Origin of the sequence: Kaistella montana (assembly GCF_024436175.1) — a bacterium.
Taxonomy (GTDB): domain Bacteria; phylum Bacteroidota; class Bacteroidia; order Flavobacteriales; family Weeksellaceae; genus Kaistella; species Kaistella montana.
Genome location: NZ_JANFQP010000001.1, coordinates 753,560 through 772,981, shown reverse-complemented (window position 1 = coordinate 772,981; position 19,422 = coordinate 753,560). Strand labels below are relative to the sequence as shown.

The following is a 19,422-nucleotide window of genomic DNA, read 5'->3' as shown; positions in this document are numbered from 1 at the left end:
AATACCGATGGATAGACACAATGCTTTGGTAGAATATATTTTCAAAAACCACAATCTGGATTTCATCGTCGATGTCGATAACAAAACCATTCAGTTAAAAGATTATGACGAAGTCAATCAGAATCTGTTTAACGAAATCGCAGAATTGAAAAAGCATATTTTCACGATGTTTATCAATGGTGAAGACATTGCCATTAATAGAATAAAATCTAAGTTGGAAACAAGCAGAGAAGATCTTGCTGAAGCAGACTTTGGTTTAAAGTTCGATGTTGCAAACGAAAATTTTGAAGGTATTATCGAACCGGAGCAAATACTTGAAATCAATAATCTAAAGATTAAATACATCGACGAATTATTATCCGTGATCAATAATTTCTCATTTGAAACAGCCCAGGATCCAAGTCCTAAAGCGTCTTTCAAATCCAGCTACACCGTCGAAGAACTTGCCTATTTTTTTAAACTTTCCATTGAGCAGGGAATATTTATCCTGGATAAAAATCAGAAAACTAAATTTTTTGACTTTATCGCTTCCAGTTTCCAAAGCAAAGACAAAAAGCAAATCTCATCAAATAGCATCCGGAACAAAAGCTATGATCCATCACCGGCAACAATAGAAAAAATCCGCGAAGATCTCCTGCAGATGTTACAGTTGACCAAAGCGCACAGAGACAGTGATAAAATAGAATGGAAAAAATAATGGAAGCACCTCACATTTATTTAGTAGAAGAACTAGAACTCAGAGTTTCAATAGAAGCGGTGGAGTATAAAAGAAAATTAAATGATTTCTGGCTAGAAAACACTTTTGATCCTCACTATTTCAAAAGGTTTATGGAAGGTCCATTATTAAGCGAGTTTGTGCAAACTATTTACAAGCGGACTCAGCACCTCAATAACAACGAAATCAATAAATACCTTACGGTTTCCTTAAGTCAGTTCAAAACCCATAATCCCGCATTACGATTTGAAGCACTGAAAGAACAGTATTATAAGGACTATTGGTATCCTAATCCGGAACCCGATCATCATTCAAAAATGTCAGAGTACGAGACTAAATATTTTACTCACGTATTCAAATGGTACGAAAAACACTTTCACCTTTTTGAAGAAGCGACAAAACAGGCCCTTGATGATTTCAAAAAAGGGTATCTCGGTTCCTTCGCCGATTTCAGTATACAGAACAACCCGCAGCCAAAACAAAAACTCAAAACCAACCTCACGGTAAAAGAAATTGCCTATCTGTTCCGCGCACTACATGACGAAGGGATTATCGAAGCCCGCCAGAAAACCGACATCTTTAATTTCATTTCTGAAAGCTTTTCCTCAAAACAGAAAGAAGACATCAGCGCCAATTCAATAAAAAATGCGTTCGACACTCCCGACTTTAATGCAGTAGATTTCTGGCAGGAAAAATTCACCCACTTCATGCAAAAAGCAAAAAAAGACAAAGAAAATTTATTGTGATAAACCCCTATAAACAGAGGTTTTTTCATGGGGTTGCGCAACCCTCTGCAACTACCGCAGCCTTCATATCCTGCATTACTTTGCTTCCAGATTTCAAGTTTAACCAATTAAACCCAAAAAAATGGAAGCAGAACAAATCTTACAAAAGCTCAGTCAGATCGAACAGAAAATCGACGAGCAAAACCTTCTTCAAAAAGAAGTAATCAACTTCAACGATGCATGCAAATATTTAGACATTAGCGCATCGCACCTCTACAAACTAACTTCCCAAAAACAGATCCCGCATTTTTGCCCACAGGGGAAAAAACTCTATTTCCGTCGCCAGGAAATTGATGAATGGTTAATGCGAAACCGGCAGGAAACCGCCGAGGATATTGAAACAGCTGCAGCAAATTACCTAATCCGAAATAAACGCAGATCATGAGTTTCTATAGATTTTCCGAAGAAGAGGTAAAGGAGATTCTCAACAGATTAGATCGGATTTCCTTAGAATTGAAGCAAAGCCAGAGAACACAGCCTGAAGAAATTTGGTACGACAATCAGGAGTTTCTCAATATTATGAATGTAAGCAAAAGAACCGCTGCTTATTGGCGAACCGAAGAGATGATCTCATACTCGCAGGTGGGCAATAAAATCTATTACAGGCTTGCCGATGTTTTGGACTTACTCCAAAAATACAAAGTTCAGGCAGGCTCATCCAAATCTGCAACCTAACACCGAAAACTGATGGAAGGTACTTATAATCTGTTTGCTGAAGAAGAGGTACGTCATAATGTTACCTTATTCCGCAAGTTCACCGAAATAGTGAAGCATGTTACAATTCAGGATTGTATCGACGAGATCCGAAACGGCAGCTATAAAAAGCAGGTCGAAGAAATCAGAAAAACAAATACCGAAAAGGGAAAAGAGGAAGCCGATAAACTGAAAAAAAGTCTTATGGCTTTTACGGCATCTGGCGTTTTTAAAGAGCAGCGGAGAATAAATGCCATTTCAGAATACAACCGGTGTGTTATTCTCGACTTCGACGATATTTCCCCAGACCATCTGCAGGAAGCAAAGGACAGGGCTACATTGGCTCCTTACACTTTAGCCGCATTCATAAGCCCACGTGGAACCGGTTTGAAAATCATTGTTAAAGTAAATACCGAACTTGAAGCTCATGGTTTGGCTTTTCAGCAGGTAGCAGATTATTATGCGCAGGTGCTGAATGAAGAAGTAGATCCGTCCGGAAAAGACTGTTCACGATTATGTTTCATGTCTTATGATCCTGAAGCATATTACAATACTGATGCAGAAGTTTTTCAGGTTTCACAGGAAATAGCTGTTCCAAAAGAAACAGTTCTTGCGAAAACGGATGATGAGATTTTTAATGGTATTGTAGAATTTACCAACCAAAAAGCAACTTATGCAAATGGAAGCCGCAACAATTACATTCATCTTTTAGCTTGTAATTGCAATAGGTCCGGATTGTCCGCAGACTTTACCCAGTCACGCATCTTGATGACTTTTAATCTGGATGCTAAAGAAGTGGAAGCAACAGTAAAAGGAGTTTATGAGCACAACGTTAGTGATTTCGGCAAATATCCCAACACCCCAAATATTGCAGGGATTGCAGACTTTGCAAAGTCTGCAGATTTAAACACAGATTCTCTGTCACCGGATGTACTTATGTCTATGCCGCATATCCCAGACTTGGTATATGAAAACCTTCCATCGATCCTTAAGAAAGGTGCAGAAGCATTTGAAGATGAACCGAGGAAACGGGATGTATTCCTTACCTGTGCTATTACCATACTCAGCGGTTGCCTTCCTGGTGTAAGCGGTATATACCATCAGGATAGGGTGTACCCTAATCTTTTTTCATTCATAATTGCACCTGCTGCAAATGGAAAGGGCGTGTTGAAAAATGCTAAACGTTTGGCAGACAAATACCACAATAAACTGAACGAGCAGTCAAAGGCAATAAGAGCAGAATATGAATCTGAATTATTACGATATAAAGCGACTTGCGCAAAACTCAAAAAAGATGAGGAACCGCCCGAGAAACCTGAAGAACCTCCCTTCAAAAGAATATTCATTCCGGGAAATACGAGTCAGGCAATGGTGATTAAAATGATTAACGATAACGACGGCAGTGGAATTATCTGCGAAACTGAAGCTGATACAATGGCTGGCGCACATAAACAGGATTGGGGAAATTATTCACCCATCATGAGGAGTTCATTCCATCACGAGAAGGTGTCTGTAGCACGAAAAACTGGAAACGAAGTGCTAGAAATTCAGGAACCGAAAATCTCAATTTGTCTGTCAGGTACTCCAGCTCAGGTCCCGCGCCTTATTGGCTCAGCGGAAGATGGCTTGTTCAGTCGTTTTATGTTCTATGCTTTCCGAAGTCCTATTGAATGGAAAAGCCCCGCACCAAAGGAGAATGGGATTGTGTTCGATGATCATTTCAGCATGCTTTCAGACGAAGTACTGTTGATGGCAGAAATGCTGGAGAATTATCCGTCTGAAGTGCAGCTGACAAAAGAGCAGTGGCAAAACTTTAATAGAGAATTCGCATATCTCTTGCACAAGACAATTTTGTTCAATACCGATGATACTGCTGGGGTAGTGTACCGTTTGGGCTTGATTACTTTCCGGATCTGTATGCTCTTCTCAGCTTGTCGGAAATTCGACGATGGCGATACATCAAAAATAGTGTACTGTTCAGATCAGGACTTTGCTTCTGCAATCCTTCTAAGTAAAACTTACATCAACCATTCGATGTTGATGTTTAATAATCTTTCAGGGGAAGACCATAATATAAAATACAAACCGACTGGTAATAAACAGAAACTAATTGATCTTTTGCCAGCTACATTTCAAAGAAAACAGGCAGTGGAAGAGGGTTTAAAACTAAGTCTAAAAGAACGGACAGTAGATGATCTCCTCAGTAAATTGGTACCCGATGTACTGGAGAAAATTAAAGATGGGTTTTATAAAAAAGTCAAATTATCATGAACAAAGTAAACATAAACTTAGTATATTTACCCAAATTTGGACAAGTCCTTAAATGGAAACACTTCATAAAATGAAAAACCAAACCAATTACCAAACTCTTGGCGAAATGCTCCGGCAATTAAGGGAGGAGAATAACCTGATGCAGCGAGAAGTCGGTGCAGTCATTGAGGTTGATGGAGCTTTAATCAGCAAGGTAGAAAATAATGAAAAACCCATCAACAGGGAGCATCTGAAAAAACTAAGTGCCTTTTTTGAAATTGACGAAGATATGTTGCAGCTTCTATGGCTGGCAGATAAAATAAGAAATATTATAAAAGACGAACCATTAGGACTAAAAGCCTTGAATTATACACACACTAAACTGAATAATGAGCATTAACATACTTAAATACGAATCCGACATCTGGAAGACAGCCGATCTATTAATTGGCGCAGGAATTAAACAAAGCGATTTTCCGAAATTCATGATGCCCTTCTTTGCCCTGGTAATGGTAGAGAGCAGATTAATACGCGAAAGCAAAAGAATTGAAGCCGAGGAGGGGAAGGAAAATATGGAAGACTTTCTTGAAATATTTCAATTAGAGGGATTGGGTTACAACGATTATGTTATCCGAAAAGGAATTACCTTAAAAGATATTTGCCAAAACGACAAAACATTTGACTCCGATTTCGACGCTTATCTTAAAGCCTTCGATGCCGAAACAAAATACCTTTTAGGGGTAGATAAAGGAAACGAAGAAGAACGCTTCCTGGATATAACCGGTGTTTATGGCTTGTTGAAAAAAAAACGTATTCATTTCGACACCATTAAAGCATGGAGCGAGATTGATTTACTTCCTTTTAATAACTCTGAGATAACGACATTAGAAGAACACATTAAACGCAAGTGGGCCGATATTTCCGCAGAAACTGCTGGGGAACAGTACACACCAGATGATATTATTGCACTGATTTCAGAATTAATTGCGACAAAAATAGAGGATAACAATGATTTCCTGACGATTTACGATGCGACCTGTGGCGGAGGAAACTTACTGTTTGGGGTAGAAGACAAAATACAGGAAATTTCTAACCGTCCTACGGCAACGTACGGCCAGGAATGGAATGATACGCTCTTTGCCTTGGCTAAAATTGAAAGCCGTTTCCGTAAGGATACCGAAATTGAATATGGCAATACCATTACAGAGACAGGAAAGTTCTTCGATAAAACCTTCAACATCGCAGTGGCAAATCCTCCTTATGGGGTAGATTGGAAGGGATATGAATCTGATGTGAAGAAGGACGAAACGGGCCGTTTTGTTGCCCTTCCTTCAATATCAGACGGTCAGTTCCTCTTTACACAACATATTTTATCTAAGTTAGATGATCACAATGGTTTTGGAGTAATCGTTCATAATGGTTCTACATTATTCTCCGGTGATGCTGGTTCTGGTGAAAGCAATATCCGAAAACATTTCTTTGACAATGATTGGGTAGAAGCTTTAATTCAAATGCCTCAAGACGAGTTCTTCAATACAGGAATTTATACCTACTTGTGGGTATTCAATAAAAATAAACCTGCAGAACGTAAAGATAAAGTGATCCTGATTGATGGTAGCAACCAATGGGAATTATTAAAGAAATCCAAAGGTAAAAAACGCCGTCAAATGAATGCGGAGAACCGCCAGGCGATTGTAGATGCATTTGCCAATTTTGAAGATGTAGAACTGGAAGCTAAAGAAATAGCAAAAGTTTTCGATAAGTGGCATTTTTATTACAATAAGCAATCTATTAAATTAACCAATGTAGACAAAAATGGTAAGACAATACAAATGCCTACTAAAACTAATAAAGCTGGCGAAACTGTTGAGGAAAAATCCATTAAACTAAATCCTGTAAAAGTAGAATTCGTAAACTTAGATGGTGAATTAATTGAATTAACCGATTTTGAAATTACAGCATTTGACAAAGCCTCTTACAGTAGCTTAGAAGAATATTTCAATCAAGAGGTAAAAGAATTAATCAATAGCATAGATTACAGAGAATCGAATCTTAAAATCCATACGCCAAAAGCTATTTACAGCTACGATGTAGATAAAGAAACCATTGTAGAGCAAGTGGATAATGCTACTACTGAACTAGGCAACGGTAAAATTGTTATTAAAGCTGCCTACAAAAGGGCCACAAAAACAAAAGAGGCACTTATTCAGATTACGTTAGAACTAACCACAGACACCGTAAAAGATTACGAGATTATCCCCTACCATCCGATAGAGGAAGAAAACCAACGGTTAATCGGCGATTTTATGGCAAAATATGTTACCCGCCCGTTTGAATACAGTGACAATGTAATTGGGGTTGAAATCAATTTCAATAAGATTTTCTATGTGCCTGAACAGCTAACGCCAATTGAGGACCTGCAGTCTGAATTAGAGAGCTTAGAAAATGAATTAACTAATCTTCAAAATGAATTGGCACTATGAAAATACGTGAAGAGAACCCGCATCTAAATGTGGAATGGTTAGGTGAGAATATAAAGAACTGGAAAATAGATAGAGCTAAAAATATTTTTTCTTATATCAGTCGCGGTACAAGTCCTGATTACGTGGAATCTAGTCCGTATAAAGTTTTAAATCAAGCAACATTTAGTAAAGGCTATTTTAATCTTGAAAATTTGCGGTTCACAAGTAAATTCAATAATTCAAGCCTTTTAAAAAACGATGATATTTTAATAGCTTCTACTGGCGGCGGTGTCCTTGGTAAAACATATTATGTTCAAAATCTTAACGATAATTTTATCGCAGATAGTCATGTAACTATTTTAAGAGGTAATAATCTTAAAATTCATAACAAGTACTACTACTATTTTTTTTCGATAAATTACAGTTTAATAAATCAACTCCTTGCACTAGGGTCAACAAATCAAACCGAATTACAAAAAAAATACCTGAATGATTTTTTACTTTATGTCCCTTCTTTAAATGAACAACAAGCCATCGCCAATTATTTAGATGTAAAAACCCAAGCAATAGATAAAAAAGTATCGCTTTTAGAACAAAAGATAGAAACGTATAAGAAGTTAAAAAACACAATAATAGCAAAAGCTGTAACGCAAGGGATCTCAAATGAAAAATTATCTGTCAATGATTTAGGTTTTAAAACGCCCTCAAACTGGGAAAAATATCGCTTGAAAGATCTAGGTAAATTATACAGCGGTCTTTCCGGTAAAAGTGGTGATGATTTCAATCAGGATGATAATCCTAATAATCGTGGTTTTATACCTTTTACCAATATTGCTAATAATACTTATTTAAAGAAAGATCATTTAGGTACTGTTGCCATTGGTCCTGGCGAAAGACAAAATAAAGTTCGTAAAGGAGATTTGTTTTTCTTAATGAGTTCAGAAGGTTATGGAGATATTGGTAAAACCGCTGTATTGGCAGATGATATTGATGAAGCTTATCTTAATAGTTTCTGTAAAGGATATAGAATTAATCAAAATAAATGCAATCCTTATTTCTTGAATTATTTATTGTTGTCAAATATTTACAGACAACGTTTAATTGTAGAAGGAAAAGGATTTACAAGAATTAACCTTAAAATGGAAAAGGTAACTGATTTTGAAATCTTCTTATCACCGACCTTATCAGATCAAAAGGAAATAGCTACTTATATAGACCATAAAACAACAACCATAGATGCTATAGTAGGTAATATCAGCAAACAAATAGAAACTTTAAAACAGTTACGCAAAACATTAATCAACGACGTGGTAACAGGTAAAATAAAAGTTTTAGAATAATGAATAAAACATTCAATATATATTGTGATGAAAGTTGTCATATTGAAAATGACCACAAACCTTATATGTTTTTAGGTTCAATGACAAGTGCTTATAATCAAATTAAATTTCATAATGAAAATATTAAAGAGATTAAGACAAAGCATAACTTTCGTGGTGAAATTAAATGGACTAGCGTATCTAAATCTAAATTACATTTTTACTTAGATTTAGTAGAATACTTTTTCAATACTGATCTGAAATTTAGATGTGTTGGTGTAAAAAAAGACCAAATTAATAATGAAGCATTTAATCAATCCTACGATGACTTTTATTATAAAATGTATTATCACTTATTAAATCATAATATAAATAGTTTATATTCCTACAATGTTTATTTAGATATTAAAGATTCCTTAAGTGCCTTTAAGGTACGAAAGCTTAAAAACATTTTAAACACTAAATATGGCGTTTTTAATAATGTACAAAATATTCGTTCGCACGAAAGTCTAATTCTTCAATTAACTGATTTTATTATGGGGGCTATATCATATCATCATAACAATGAAGAAAAATTAAATCCTTCTAAAGTAAAAGTAATAGAAAAAATTCAAAATCGTTCAAACGATAATTTAATGGCAACCAATTACTCAGATAAATTAAACCTGTTTTTTATAGAATTAAAGTAATCCTAATGCCTACAAATGTTTTAAAAAAATATAATGATTTACTAGACGTAGGTGCTTATAATGAGCATCAACGTAAAGAATCATTGATGAGGATTTTCACTAGGGATTTTATAGATTTAGGTGATATTTATTTTAATAATAAAAAAGTTTGTCCAACCCCATTAGATGGTGAAATTAAAATAGCTAATCTATTTACTCATCTTACTTGTGTTATTGAAAACAAAGAAATACGTAATAGGGTATATGATAATAACAGAGCTATACGTCTTCATTGGGTTAGATTTCATTTATTATTAGGTAAAAAAGAGGTATTAATATTTTCTGTCTTAGAACCAGAAGGCAAAAGAACCTATATTTACGATAAAGAAGAACAATATGTCGTTGTCCTAGAACCTTTACGAAATATAAATGAATATTATTTACTAACAGCTTATAAACTAACTGGGAAAGATGCTCAAAGAGATAAAATAATTTCTAAATACAAAAAGAGAAGATTAGATGAGGTGTTATAAAAGCAAAAAACGCAGAGAATCTGAGTCTTGCGTTTTTCGATTTCCTTCTTTCGACTTAGTAATTAAACTAAATATTGATAGATGAACTATAGTGCAAAGATAACAAAACTTAATTAACAAATGCAAATTTGTTTTTATGTATGAAAATACACAAATAACTATATGAAAGAACTCGACCTTCAGGACAAATACCTTATCAACTTTTTTTGCGAAAGAAAAGACGGTTTAAAATACCAGGAAGCAAAAGCTAATACAGTCTCTCCAAAATTTTTCATTACTGAAGATTTAAAACATTTTATCTCAGCGACTTCACTGAACAAAGCTGCGTACAAAAAGCTGCTTAAGAAATTCGATTCAGAAAAAGAGTTGTTAGACGCTTTTACAGATTTCTTGGATGAAAAAATTAAATCCTCCATGAACATGGCGGTTTTCATCAATTCAAATAAGACAGTGACTTTTGAGGGAGTAAAACTTCACTTATTTTATCCCAGTGGTAGTGTTTTACAGGAAGATGGTCTGTTTGATGAGAATGTGTTCACCATCGTACAGGAGTTGCCTTATGTTTTCAAACACGAAGGAAAGACCAGGTTCTCTTTCCGTCCCGATTTATCTTTTTTCTTAAACGGAATCTACTTAGGGTACAGCGAACTGAAAAGCAACTGGAACAATCAGACTGCGGTTAAGAACGGAAGGCATAAAGTGATGAAAGATTATTTGTCTGCAACGCAGGAATACTTAGAAATCGCGGATAAAAACGACATATCTCAAACCATTCGTAAAGACTTCCTGCATATCTTTGAAAAGGCAATACTGATCACGGCTACAGATTTAACCGATACATTCGTAATCCGTAATATTTCCACGTTCTTTGATGAAATAAAAACCACCGTCAACAGGGGAGAGTATGAGTTCTCGGATATCGAAAAGAAGATAATTAAAGATTTCAAACCATATCCGCTGGTTAATCCAAAAGCTGATAAATTAGCACGTTTTGAAGAGGTCTTTCGTGCACTGTATGATAAAAAGATGATAGAGAAAGAAATTCTGTATTATAATTTTATCGAACGGGAACTGATCAAAAAAGAGGGTGGTAAAACAAAAGAATATAAGCACAACGATGGTCGCTTAATTTCACCCCGCCCAAAACAGAAGTTTGGTACCGATAAAGTTCTTGCAAAGGTTGGTGAATTTCTGGAACATGAAAAAGAACCTGAATATTTTATAAAAAAATTAGAGACAGAACTGCGCGAAAAAGGAATTGGGGAAGCTCGCATCGCAGAGTTGGTAGGAAAAAGATTAAAGTACCAGAACAATAAGAATGTTTATTCCTTGCTGCTCCAGTATGCCGCAGGTTTTGGTAAGTCAAACATTATAGGCTGGACCGCTCTGCAATTAAAGGATCTCCGGAGCGATGGCGAATTTATTTATGACAAAGTAATGCTTGTCGTAGACCGTCTGCAGCTGCGCGATCAGTTAGATTCTAAAATGCATAACATGAACATTCAGAAATCCATGTTCATTGAAGCGGTAGACCGTAAAAGTTTTATTGAGGCGTTGAGTTCTGATAAAAGAATTGTGGTCGTAAACCTGCAGAAATTCGGTTCAGTAAATTCAGTATTAGACGAAACTGTAGTTAAAAGGTTGGCTGATCTTCGTATCGCATTTTTGATTGATGAAATCCACCGGAGTAACAGTGGTGCGCAGCATGAAGAAATGCTCAGCGTTTTCGACGAATTACAGGCTAGCTTTGATAATAACAAAGATTACATCAGCCAGCGAACAAAGAAAAATTTAATCATTGGTTTCACAGCAACACCAAGTGATCATACATTAGCACGTTTTGGGGAGTATAACAGATATGCAGAAGCGGAAAAGATATGGATTCCTTTTGACAGTTATACAATGAAAGAAGCTATTGATGATGGCTATATTTTAAATCCGATTAAAGGCATAGTACCGGTATCTGCAAAGATGTTTTTCGAGATTCCCGACAATAAGTTAGAAGGTTTTGAGGCAGATACAGGTTATGATCCAATTCCTGATAATACAGATACAGGCATTGATGAGTACGGTAAAAAATATGCGATCCGTAAAAAGAAAATTTATTTAGATACGGACCGAATTGAAGCCATCTCAAAATTCATAGTAGAAAGATTGGTAAAAACCATTTATCATCAAATTCGTGGTACAGGTAAAGCAATGCTTTCTGCATCGTCTATTCCGGCAGCAATCAAATACAAAAAGTTTATTACTAAGCACTTTGCGGAAATCACAAAAGAAACCAAATACGAAAGGTTTGCTGAAGCTCCAGTATTTATAATCTACTCAGACAGTCAGGAACACCAGTCATGCAGTGGATTGAATGGAGGCTTAAGTGAAGAACGCGTACTGCAGAATTTTAAAATAGCTAAAAACGGAATCATTATCGTGGTTGATAAACTACAGACAGGTTATGATGAACCCAAATTGCACACTTTATTCCTGGATAAGGAAATAAGAGGTATAAATGCCATTCAAACTATTTCAAGAGTTAACAGGACACTTAAATACAAGAATGACTGTAAGATTATTGATTTCTCTTATAAAAACGTCAACGTAAAAAACATAAAAGCAGCATTTGAGCATTTCAGCAATGTGGTGGTCTCAGATTTTGATCCGCTAGGTGACGAAGAAAGATTAGCGGAAATATATAAAGACCTGCAAGCAGATGATATATTTAAAAAACATTTCGAAGCATTTAAACTCTACAATGAAGGAAAAGGCGAGGTTCAGGTTATTGTTAATCTTGAAAATGACTTCGATAAATTTATAAGAGAGAAAGAAAAGGAAGCGAAACTCATTAAATCTAAGGTCTTAAAATATTTTAAAATTCTGAATTTAATAGAGTATGTTATTGAGCTGGATAAAATGTATTCAGAGGAAATATTCCTGGAGTTTTGGCACAGATACAATATCATTTACAACCAGATTAATGTCACCAAAGATGTTATTGATGATGTAGAAATATATTTTGACAACAGAATAGGTATTGTAGCTCCAAAAGAAGAAAAGGAAAAAGAACCCAAGCCAAAGAATCCTACACCTACCGATAGTGACAAACCAAATAAGTTTAAATACAATATTTTAAGAGTCATTGAAAAACGCAATCAGGAGGAAGAAGAAATAGAAGCTTTAATCAAGGATTTTGAAGAAAAAATTACATTATTCTTTGAATACCTAAAGTCGGATTCAGATGGAAAAAGACTAATTGCAAAAATCAATGCGAAAGGAGGCTCATTCTCGCAGGAGGAAATATTAAAGGACTTTTCTATACTATACCGCAAGTTCACGATTAGAAACAAAGAACTCGGGGAATTTTTCAAACGAGAAACCAAAGACATCTTGACCCAACTATATGATGATTTCGAACGAACTTTGAAAATAGTGTATGATACTGACAATAGAGACGATCTCCGGATGGTAGCAGAGGAAAAGCCCAAGTGAAATTAGTAATCCTTATGAAAAATTGGATTTTTATTTAAAACACTAATAGAGTTGAAAGATTGTATTGCCAATTTGCATTTACAGGATTGCTAAATATAGACATCAAAAAGCAAATACATTTTTAATTACGAATTAATGAATCATTGATAAGCAAAATCAAATTAAATGGATAAAATCACTACAGTAGAGAGAACAATTAATTATTTTGAGCTAAAACCAACATTAAGTAAAGAAGGTTCAACATCTGATTTTACGGCAGTATTCAAAAAAATAATAGCTTTATCACGTACAAAATCTAGAGAAAGGTTTGTTATGAATAATGACAAACTGCTTTACTTAACTGATATTAAATTTGATAACACACTGAAACGAATATCAGGTAAGTTATTAAATATCAGAATGGACGGTTTTCCAGAGTTAATGAATACTAAAGATGATGCTATTCGTGATATTACTGCAGCGGAGGAAGAGGGTATTATAGAAACCAGCCATTTTATACTGTCACTGGCAAAAAAACCAATGATATTATCCTTAGAATTTAATCAGTACGGTCCGCGCATAAATGACTTTATATTTTATCTGGAACATTTTATTTTTAAGGAAGGTGTTTCAGCGAAGATTGAATATAATCCCTTTGTAAGGGATGATTTGGAAAATTACAAAAAACGTATTCATCGGGTTTCTTCAGTTGTTGCAAAAGTTCATAAAGACGATGTAAAGAGAGTAAATGAATACGATAAAGACTTATTTGATGCAATCGCTACGGCAGCAAATATTTCTGAGGCAGAATACGTAACTTTAGAACTGAAATACGATTATAGGAATATGCCTGATACTCCAGTAATTCGTAATAAAATTTTAAAAATAATTAACAAATTAATTTCTAACAAAAAAGCATACTCAGTGTTCACAAAATTAGTAGTCAAAGCAGAAGATAATGAGTATAATGATAAGTTAAAAAACTTTGATTTACTCAATATTTGGATTAAAACCCGAATCATGGTTGAAAAAAAACCAAAATCAAGAGTCATTGTTTCTGCTGATATTTTTTCTAAAATGGGTATTGACTTAGTTAAAGAATTTCCAGGTAGATGAGAAAAATTTTAAACATATATATCAGACGTCCTTTATTGTGGGATATAATACTTACCGGCTTGGTTTGCTATTTGGCATATATTGTTATAAATTCATTCAGAATACAGGTCTCAATTGATAGCGAGCTAATTAAATCAGTTATGTCCGATTTAATAAGTACATCTATTTCACTGGCCGGATTTGTACTAGCTTCCTTAACGATCATTGTTACATTTAAAGACAACTTAAATCATAAAAATCAGGGAATAGAGCAATCTGGTATTGGTTTGTTATTTTCAAGTAAACACTATAAAAGTATTGTTGGGGTTTTTACTTGGGCGGTAATGATCTTTTTGGCATTATTTCTTTTTCTGTCATTAAGCAAACTGTTTGTATCAAAGCTACCCGTTGAATATTCATTGTATTTCTGCATAATTCCAATTTCGATTACAACCTTGACTATATTTAGAACAATATTGGTTCTTTATAGCATTATCAAATTACAGCTGCAAAATAAATAAAGCAACTAGACTAAGTTCAGCACCAAATCCCCGCCCGCCACAGCAAGTAACATAATGAACATTCAGTATGCGCGCTGCCTACTACAATATCATTATCCATTCCTATTCTAACTAAACAGAAAGAGTTAAATTATTTTTTATTAAATTAGCACCGTGAAAATTTTTTCCTTTTTTCTTTCCTTATTCTTCATGGTACTCACGATGGTACCATGCAGCGATGCTGCGAAAGGTTTAGGCGAAAAAGTTTGTTTGGCAGAAAACGTTCATTTAGAGCAAGGTCAGGATCAGCATGCTGATCTTTGTACGCCTTTCTGCGTTTGCAACTGTTGTGGAATGTCAATGACTGTCATGCTGCTGAAAAAATTACTCCCTGAGAAGATTGCTCTTTTAATTAAAGACACTCTTCCTGAAAAGAATTACAACTACGCAGTCCTCCATACTGTCGGTATCTGGCAACCTCCCAAAATAGGTTAATTCTCTTTCCTTCGGTTCGCTTCCGTAGGACATTACGACTATCTGATAGTCGCTCATTTTCGTAGACAATACGGAACATGCTTTTCTTGTCAATTAACCTTAATTTTTACAAATGCTATATAAAATTATACAGTTTAGTGTAAAGAATAAGCTCATTATTGGGCTCATGACTTTTGCACTAATCCTTTGGGGGGTGTATAGTGCTACTAAACTCCCGCTGGATGCCGTACCGGATATTACAAATAATCAGGTACAGATTATTACCAGCACACCAACATTGGCCGCACAGGAAACAGAACAGTTAGTTACCTTTCCAATTGAGCGGAGCCTCGCAAACATTCCCGGAATTACAGAAATGAGATCGATCTCAAGATTTGGTCTCTCAGTGATTACTGTGGTTTTTGATGAAAGCGTGGATGTGTACTTTGCACGTCAGTTGATAACTGAAAAACTGAAAGAAGCGGAGGAAAATATCCCCCAGGGAATAGGTACTCCGGAAATGTCTCCGGTATCCACAGGTTTGGGAGAAATTTATCAGTATGTTATCCATCCTAAAAAAGGGTCAGAAGACAAATACTCCGCTACCGATCTTCGAACCATGCAGGATTGGGTGGTGGCCCGCCAGCTTTACGGCACACCTGGCATAGCGGAAATTAACAGTTTCGGCGGTAAATTGAAGCAGTACGAGGTGGCAATCAATCCGTACAGACTTAAAGCAATGAATGTGACCATTGCAGAAATTTTTACCACGCTACAGAAAAATAATCAAAATACCGGCGGTGCTTATATTGATAAGAAACCAAATGCATATTTTATCCGGGGGATTGGCCTTATTTCATCTTTAGATGATATTTCCAATACGGTAATAAAAACGGTTAATGGCATTCCGGTGCTTATAAAAGATGTGGCAGAAACCAGGATTGGCAGTGCAGTCAGATACGGTGCCTTAACTTATAACGGCGATAAAGAAGCCGTAGGTGGTATTGTTATGATGCTGAAAGGCGAAAATTCTGCGCAAGTAGTGAGTCGGGTCAAAGAAAAAATGCTCACTATTCAAAAGTCACTTCCTGCCGATATTGTCGTGGAACCTTTCCAAGACCGTACTAATTTAGTGGACCGTGCAATCCGCACAGTGGAAACAAATTTAGTAGAAGGTGCGCTCATCGTAGTTCTTGTTTTGGTTCTGTTTCTGGGGAATCTTCGGGCAGGGCTCATTGTAGCTTCTGCAATTCCGCTCTCACTGCTTTTTGCCCTCGCGATGATGAACGTCTTTGGAGTAAGTGCAAATTTGATGAGTCTTGGGGCAATTGATTTCGGTCTAATCGTTGATGGAGCCGTAATTATTGTAGAGGCCACTCTGCATTTCCTTGCAGTCCACCACCGCTCTCAAAAGCTGTCACAAAATACAATGGACCACGCCGTACAGGAGAGTGCAAAAAAAATGATGAGTTCAGCAGCGTTTGGTCAGATCATCATCCTCATCGTATATCTCCCTATTCTGTCACTTCAGGGGATTGAAGGCAAAATGTTCGGGCCAATGGCACAAACAGTCTCCTTTGCAATTATAGGGGCATTAATTCTATCCCTTACATATATACCAATGATGTCTGCCCTGTTTCTGTCTAAGAATATTAGCACAAAGAAAACCTTCGCAGACAGAATGATGGCCAGTGTCCACAATTTCTATATTCCGCTGTTGCAGAAGGCCATTGCATTTAAATATGCAGTTGTCGGTGCAGCGGTTGCATTGCTGGCTGTTTCGTTATTTTTATTTTCAAGAATGGGCGGGGAATTTATACCACAACTTCAGGAAGGTGATTTTGCGGTGCACTGTATACTTCCACAAGGCACCTCCCTTTCTCAAAGTATCGAAACATCCATGCAGGCCGGTCGCATTTTAAAATCATTCCCCGAAGTGAATACGGTGGTGGGCAAAACCGGTAGTGCTGAAGTCCCCACAGATCCAATGCCTCCTGAAGCAACTGACCTTATCGTTACATTAAAACCCAAAAAAGAATGGAAGGACAGTGGTAAATCTTATGAGGATTTGAGCGCTGAGATGATGGAAAAACTCGAAATGATTCCCGGCGTATTCTTTGAAGTTTCACAACCAATACAGATGCGCTTCAATGAGTTAATGACCGGTGTCCGCCAGGATGTAGCGGTCAAAATATTTGGAGAGAATATCGACACCCTTGCGAAACTGGCACCGGAAGTTGCCAAAATAGTACAGACAGTAGAGGGTGCAACCGAACCAAAAATTGAGCAGACCGTTGGTTTACCTCAAATAACCATTACTTACGACAGGGCCAGAATGGCCTCTTACGGGCTGAATATTGAGGACATAAACCATACAGTGAGCACGGCTTTTGCGGGCGAAACCGCCGGAGTAGTATTCGAAGACGAAAGGAAGTTTAATTTGGTCGCACGGCTCGACAGTGTGAGCAGAAGTTCTATTGACGACGTGAGTAACCTCTTTATTCCGGCTGAGAACGGTGTGCAGATTCCGCTCTCTCAGATAGCAAAAGTGGAATTTAAAGAAGGACCGGCGCAAATCAGCCGTGAAGATGGAAAGCGCAGGATCGTCGTTGGCTTTAATGTAAAGGATAGGGATGTAGAAAGTGTAGTCACCGAAATCCAGAAAAAACTGAATGACGCAAACATCTTGCCCGCCGGCTATTACTATACATATGGAGGAACATTCGAAAACCTGAAACAGGCCTCTTCACGACTGCAAATAGCGGTTCCTGTAGCATTAGCCCTTATCTTTCTTTTGCTTTACTTCACCTTCCGCAACTTCAAAGACAGCATTCTTATCTTCACCGCAATACCAATGAGTGCTATTGGTGGGGTCTTTGCCCTGCTGATTAGGGATATGCCATTCAGTATTTCAGCAGGAGTCGGCTTTATTGCGCTATTTGGGGTAGCAGTTCTTAATGGCATTGTTCTGGTAAGCACCTTCAAGGATCTTCAGAAATCTGGAGTTAATAATATTATTCGAAGGGTAATTCAGGGAACCAGTATACGGTTACGTCCAGTGCTAATGACCGCAGCAGTAGCTTCATTCGGATTTTTTCCCATGGCTTTTTCTAATGGTAGCGGTGCAGAAGTACAGAGGCCATTGGCAACAGTAGTAATTGGCGGTTTGGTAACAGCAACCTTCCTTACCTTATTTGTCTTACCCCTACTGTATATCATATTTAATTCTAAGAATCAAATCAAAAACAAATTGAGAAATAGTAAAAACACGTCGTTTGTAGCGCTGGTAATTTTACTGTGCTCTTCCGCAGGTGCACTTACTGCGCAGGAAAGAATTTCACCAAATGACGCGGTGAAAATAGCGCTGGAAAATAATCTGCAGTACTCGGTAAACAGTGCCCAGGTAAATAAAGCTTTACTGGAAACTAAAACTGCACGTGAAATTCCCAAAACCGGCATCTTTGTAGAAAATGAGGATATGAGGCCTAGTGATCCCGACGGCGATTTTAAAATTGGAATCCAGCAATCCGTCCAGTGGCCGGGCTTATATAAGGCGAAAAGAAAGTATTTTGAGGAGCAGTTGAAATTTCACCAGCTGAATAAAAGCATGTTGGACGCAGTGATAAAAAGGGAAGTAAATACTGCTTTTTATCAGTTGTGGTACCTTCAGGATGTTGGTAAGCTCTACCAAAAACTTGATGAGTATTATACGTCCATGTACAAAGCAGCAAATCTTCGTTTCAAAACCGGCGAAGCTGCTGGTCTCGAAAACATTGCTGCGGAGGCACGGATGAAAGAGCTCCAGGCTCAGAGACAGCAAAACGAACAGAATATTTCGGCACAGCAGCAACAACTCAGTCTGTTTCTTAATAGTCAGGTGCTATACTTGCCGGAAGACACAAACTTGCAGAAATTGGATTTGGAAGATTTACCATCAGACAGTTTTCATCCCTCATTGGCTCTGCAGCAGCAGAATATAGAAATAGCAAGGGCGAATATAGAGGTTCAGAAAATGCAGAACAAACCTGACTTTTCGGGAAGAATATTTTCCCAGAGATTATACGGAATGAAGGATCCCATAACAGGCTTTTCAGTAGCTGTAGAATTTCCCATTTTTGGAAAGACTGCTTACAAAGCCAAATTGCAGTCTGCAGAAGCCGAGGTCGAAATTCAACAATCTCAGCTGCGCTATCAGGAAAATCAGTTCGCGGCACAAACCCGCTCCAGCTATACTGAAATTCTGAAAGCTGCTGAAATGCTTAAATATTATGAAAGTATAGGTTTGAAACAGGCAGACCAAATTTTCGATGCGGCAATGCTGAGTTACAAAGCTGGGGAAATAGGGTTTTCTGAAATGCACCAGTTTTTCACCCAAGCTATAGACATTAGAAAAAACTATTTGATTGCACTGAACGAATACAACATGGCAGTAATACAATATAACTACTATATTAAAAATTAAGGAT

The 19,422-nt window shown here is 36.8% G+C and carries 14 protein-coding genes; all 14 read left to right on the top strand.

Annotated elements, in window-relative coordinates; genetic code table 11:
• The first annotated feature begins 7 nt into the window (after positions 1-7).
• The 14 genes from NOV28_RS03610 (at position 8) to NOV28_RS03545 (ending at position 19,418) form a co-directional block, all read left to right on the top strand.
• Positions 8-697: a hypothetical protein gene (locus NOV28_RS03610; RefSeq protein ID WP_124784651.1), complete on the top strand. Its 690-nt coding sequence runs from the start codon at positions 8-10 to the stop codon at positions 695-697.
• Positions 685-1,461 carry a hypothetical protein gene (locus NOV28_RS03605; protein WP_255927658.1) on the top strand — a complete coding sequence of 259 codons (777 nt, stop codon included), beginning with the start codon at positions 685-687 and terminating at the stop codon, positions 1,459-1,461. Before NOV28_RS03610 ends, NOV28_RS03605 begins: the two co-directional genes overlap by 13 nt.
• A gap of 121 nt (positions 1,462-1,582) precedes the next feature.
• Positions 1,583-1,885 (top strand): helix-turn-helix domain-containing protein, encoded by a 303-nt coding sequence (locus NOV28_RS03600; RefSeq protein ID WP_124784649.1) that lies wholly within the window; start codon positions 1,583-1,585, stop codon positions 1,883-1,885.
• Entirely contained in the window at positions 1,882-2,175 is a 294-nt protein-coding gene (locus NOV28_RS03595; protein ID WP_124784648.1) for a helix-turn-helix domain-containing protein, read from the top strand. The genes NOV28_RS03600 and NOV28_RS03595 overlap by 4 nt, the downstream gene beginning before the upstream one ends.
• Before the next feature lie 90 nt (positions 2,176-2,265).
• A complete protein-coding gene (locus tag NOV28_RS03590) occupies positions 2,266-4,464 on the top strand; it encodes a DUF3987 domain-containing protein (RefSeq protein WP_255927653.1) in 2,199 nt (732 codons plus the stop codon).
• A 70-nt stretch (positions 4,465-4,534) separates the two neighbouring features.
• A complete protein-coding gene (locus NOV28_RS03585; RefSeq protein WP_255927652.1) occupies positions 4,535-4,843 on the top strand; it encodes a helix-turn-helix domain-containing protein in 309 nt (102 codons plus the stop codon).
• Positions 4,833-6,926 (top strand): HsdM family class I SAM-dependent methyltransferase, encoded by a 2,094-nt coding sequence (locus NOV28_RS03580; protein WP_255927650.1) that lies wholly within the window; start codon positions 4,833-4,835, stop codon positions 6,924-6,926. Before NOV28_RS03585 ends, NOV28_RS03580 begins: the two co-directional genes overlap by 11 nt.
• On the top strand, positions 6,923-8,245 hold the full coding sequence (locus tag NOV28_RS03575; protein ID WP_255927648.1) for a restriction endonuclease subunit S: 1,323 nt from the start codon (positions 6,923-6,925) through the stop codon (positions 8,243-8,245). Before NOV28_RS03580 ends, NOV28_RS03575 begins: the two co-directional genes overlap by 4 nt.
• Entirely contained in the window at positions 8,245-8,913 is a 669-nt protein-coding gene (locus tag NOV28_RS03570; protein WP_255927646.1) for a DUF3800 domain-containing protein, read from the top strand. The genes NOV28_RS03575 and NOV28_RS03570 overlap by 1 nt, the downstream gene beginning before the upstream one ends.
• Positions 8,914-8,918: 5 nt before the next feature.
• Entirely contained in the window at positions 8,919-9,425 is a 507-nt protein-coding gene (locus NOV28_RS03565) for a hypothetical protein (RefSeq protein ID WP_255927644.1), read from the top strand.
• A 162-nt stretch (positions 9,426-9,587) separates the two neighbouring features.
• Complete coding sequence (locus NOV28_RS03560; RefSeq protein ID WP_255927642.1) at positions 9,588-12,908, top strand: DEAD/DEAH box helicase family protein; 3,321 nt, start codon at positions 9,588-9,590, stop codon at positions 12,906-12,908.
• A gap of 165 nt (positions 12,909-13,073) precedes the next feature.
• Positions 13,074-14,003 (top strand): hypothetical protein, encoded by a 930-nt coding sequence (locus NOV28_RS03555; RefSeq protein ID WP_255927640.1) that lies wholly within the window; start codon positions 13,074-13,076, stop codon positions 14,001-14,003.
• Between the two features lie 653 nt (positions 14,004-14,656).
• Positions 14,657-14,977: a DUF6660 family protein gene (locus tag NOV28_RS03550; RefSeq protein WP_133159951.1), complete on the top strand. Its 321-nt coding sequence runs from the start codon at positions 14,657-14,659 to the stop codon at positions 14,975-14,977.
• A gap of 112 nt (positions 14,978-15,089) precedes the next feature.
• Entirely contained in the window at positions 15,090-19,418 is a 4,329-nt protein-coding gene (locus tag NOV28_RS03545; RefSeq protein ID WP_255927636.1) for a CusA/CzcA family heavy metal efflux RND transporter, read from the top strand.
• Positions 19,419-19,422 lie beyond the last annotated feature (4 nt).

Bases quoted from the DNA above. Each gene is read 5' to 3' on its own strand.
- NOV28_RS03555 (WP_255927640.1), top strand. From the start codon at position 13,074: ATGGATAAAATCACTACAGTAGAGAGAACAATTAATTATTTTGAGCTA.
- NOV28_RS03600 (WP_124784649.1), top strand. From the start codon at position 1,583: ATGGAAGCAGAACAAATCTTACAAAAGCTCAGTCAGATCGAACAGAAA.
- NOV28_RS03570 (WP_255927646.1), top strand. From the start codon at position 8,245: ATGAATAAAACATTCAATATATATTGTGATGAAAGTTGTCATATTGAA.
- NOV28_RS03565 (WP_255927644.1), top strand. From the start codon at position 8,919: ATGCCTACAAATGTTTTAAAAAAATATAATGATTTACTAGACGTAGGT.
- NOV28_RS03605 (WP_255927658.1), top strand. From the start codon at position 685: ATGGAAAAAATAATGGAAGCACCTCACATTTATTTAGTAGAAGAACTA.
- NOV28_RS03595 (WP_124784648.1), top strand. From the start codon at position 1,882: ATGAGTTTCTATAGATTTTCCGAAGAAGAGGTAAAGGAGATTCTCAAC.
- NOV28_RS03545 (WP_255927636.1), top strand. From the start codon at position 15,090: ATGCTATATAAAATTATACAGTTTAGTGTAAAGAATAAGCTCATTATT.
- NOV28_RS03585 (WP_255927652.1), top strand. From the start codon at position 4,535: ATGAAAAACCAAACCAATTACCAAACTCTTGGCGAAATGCTCCGGCAA.
- NOV28_RS03580 (WP_255927650.1), top strand. From the start codon at position 4,833: ATGAGCATTAACATACTTAAATACGAATCCGACATCTGGAAGACAGCC.
- NOV28_RS03610 (WP_124784651.1), top strand. From the start codon at position 8: ATGGATAGACACAATGCTTTGGTAGAATATATTTTCAAAAACCACAAT.
- NOV28_RS03560 (WP_255927642.1), top strand. From the start codon at position 9,588: ATGAAAGAACTCGACCTTCAGGACAAATACCTTATCAACTTTTTTTGC.
- NOV28_RS03575 (WP_255927648.1), top strand. From the start codon at position 6,923: ATGAAAATACGTGAAGAGAACCCGCATCTAAATGTGGAATGGTTAGGT.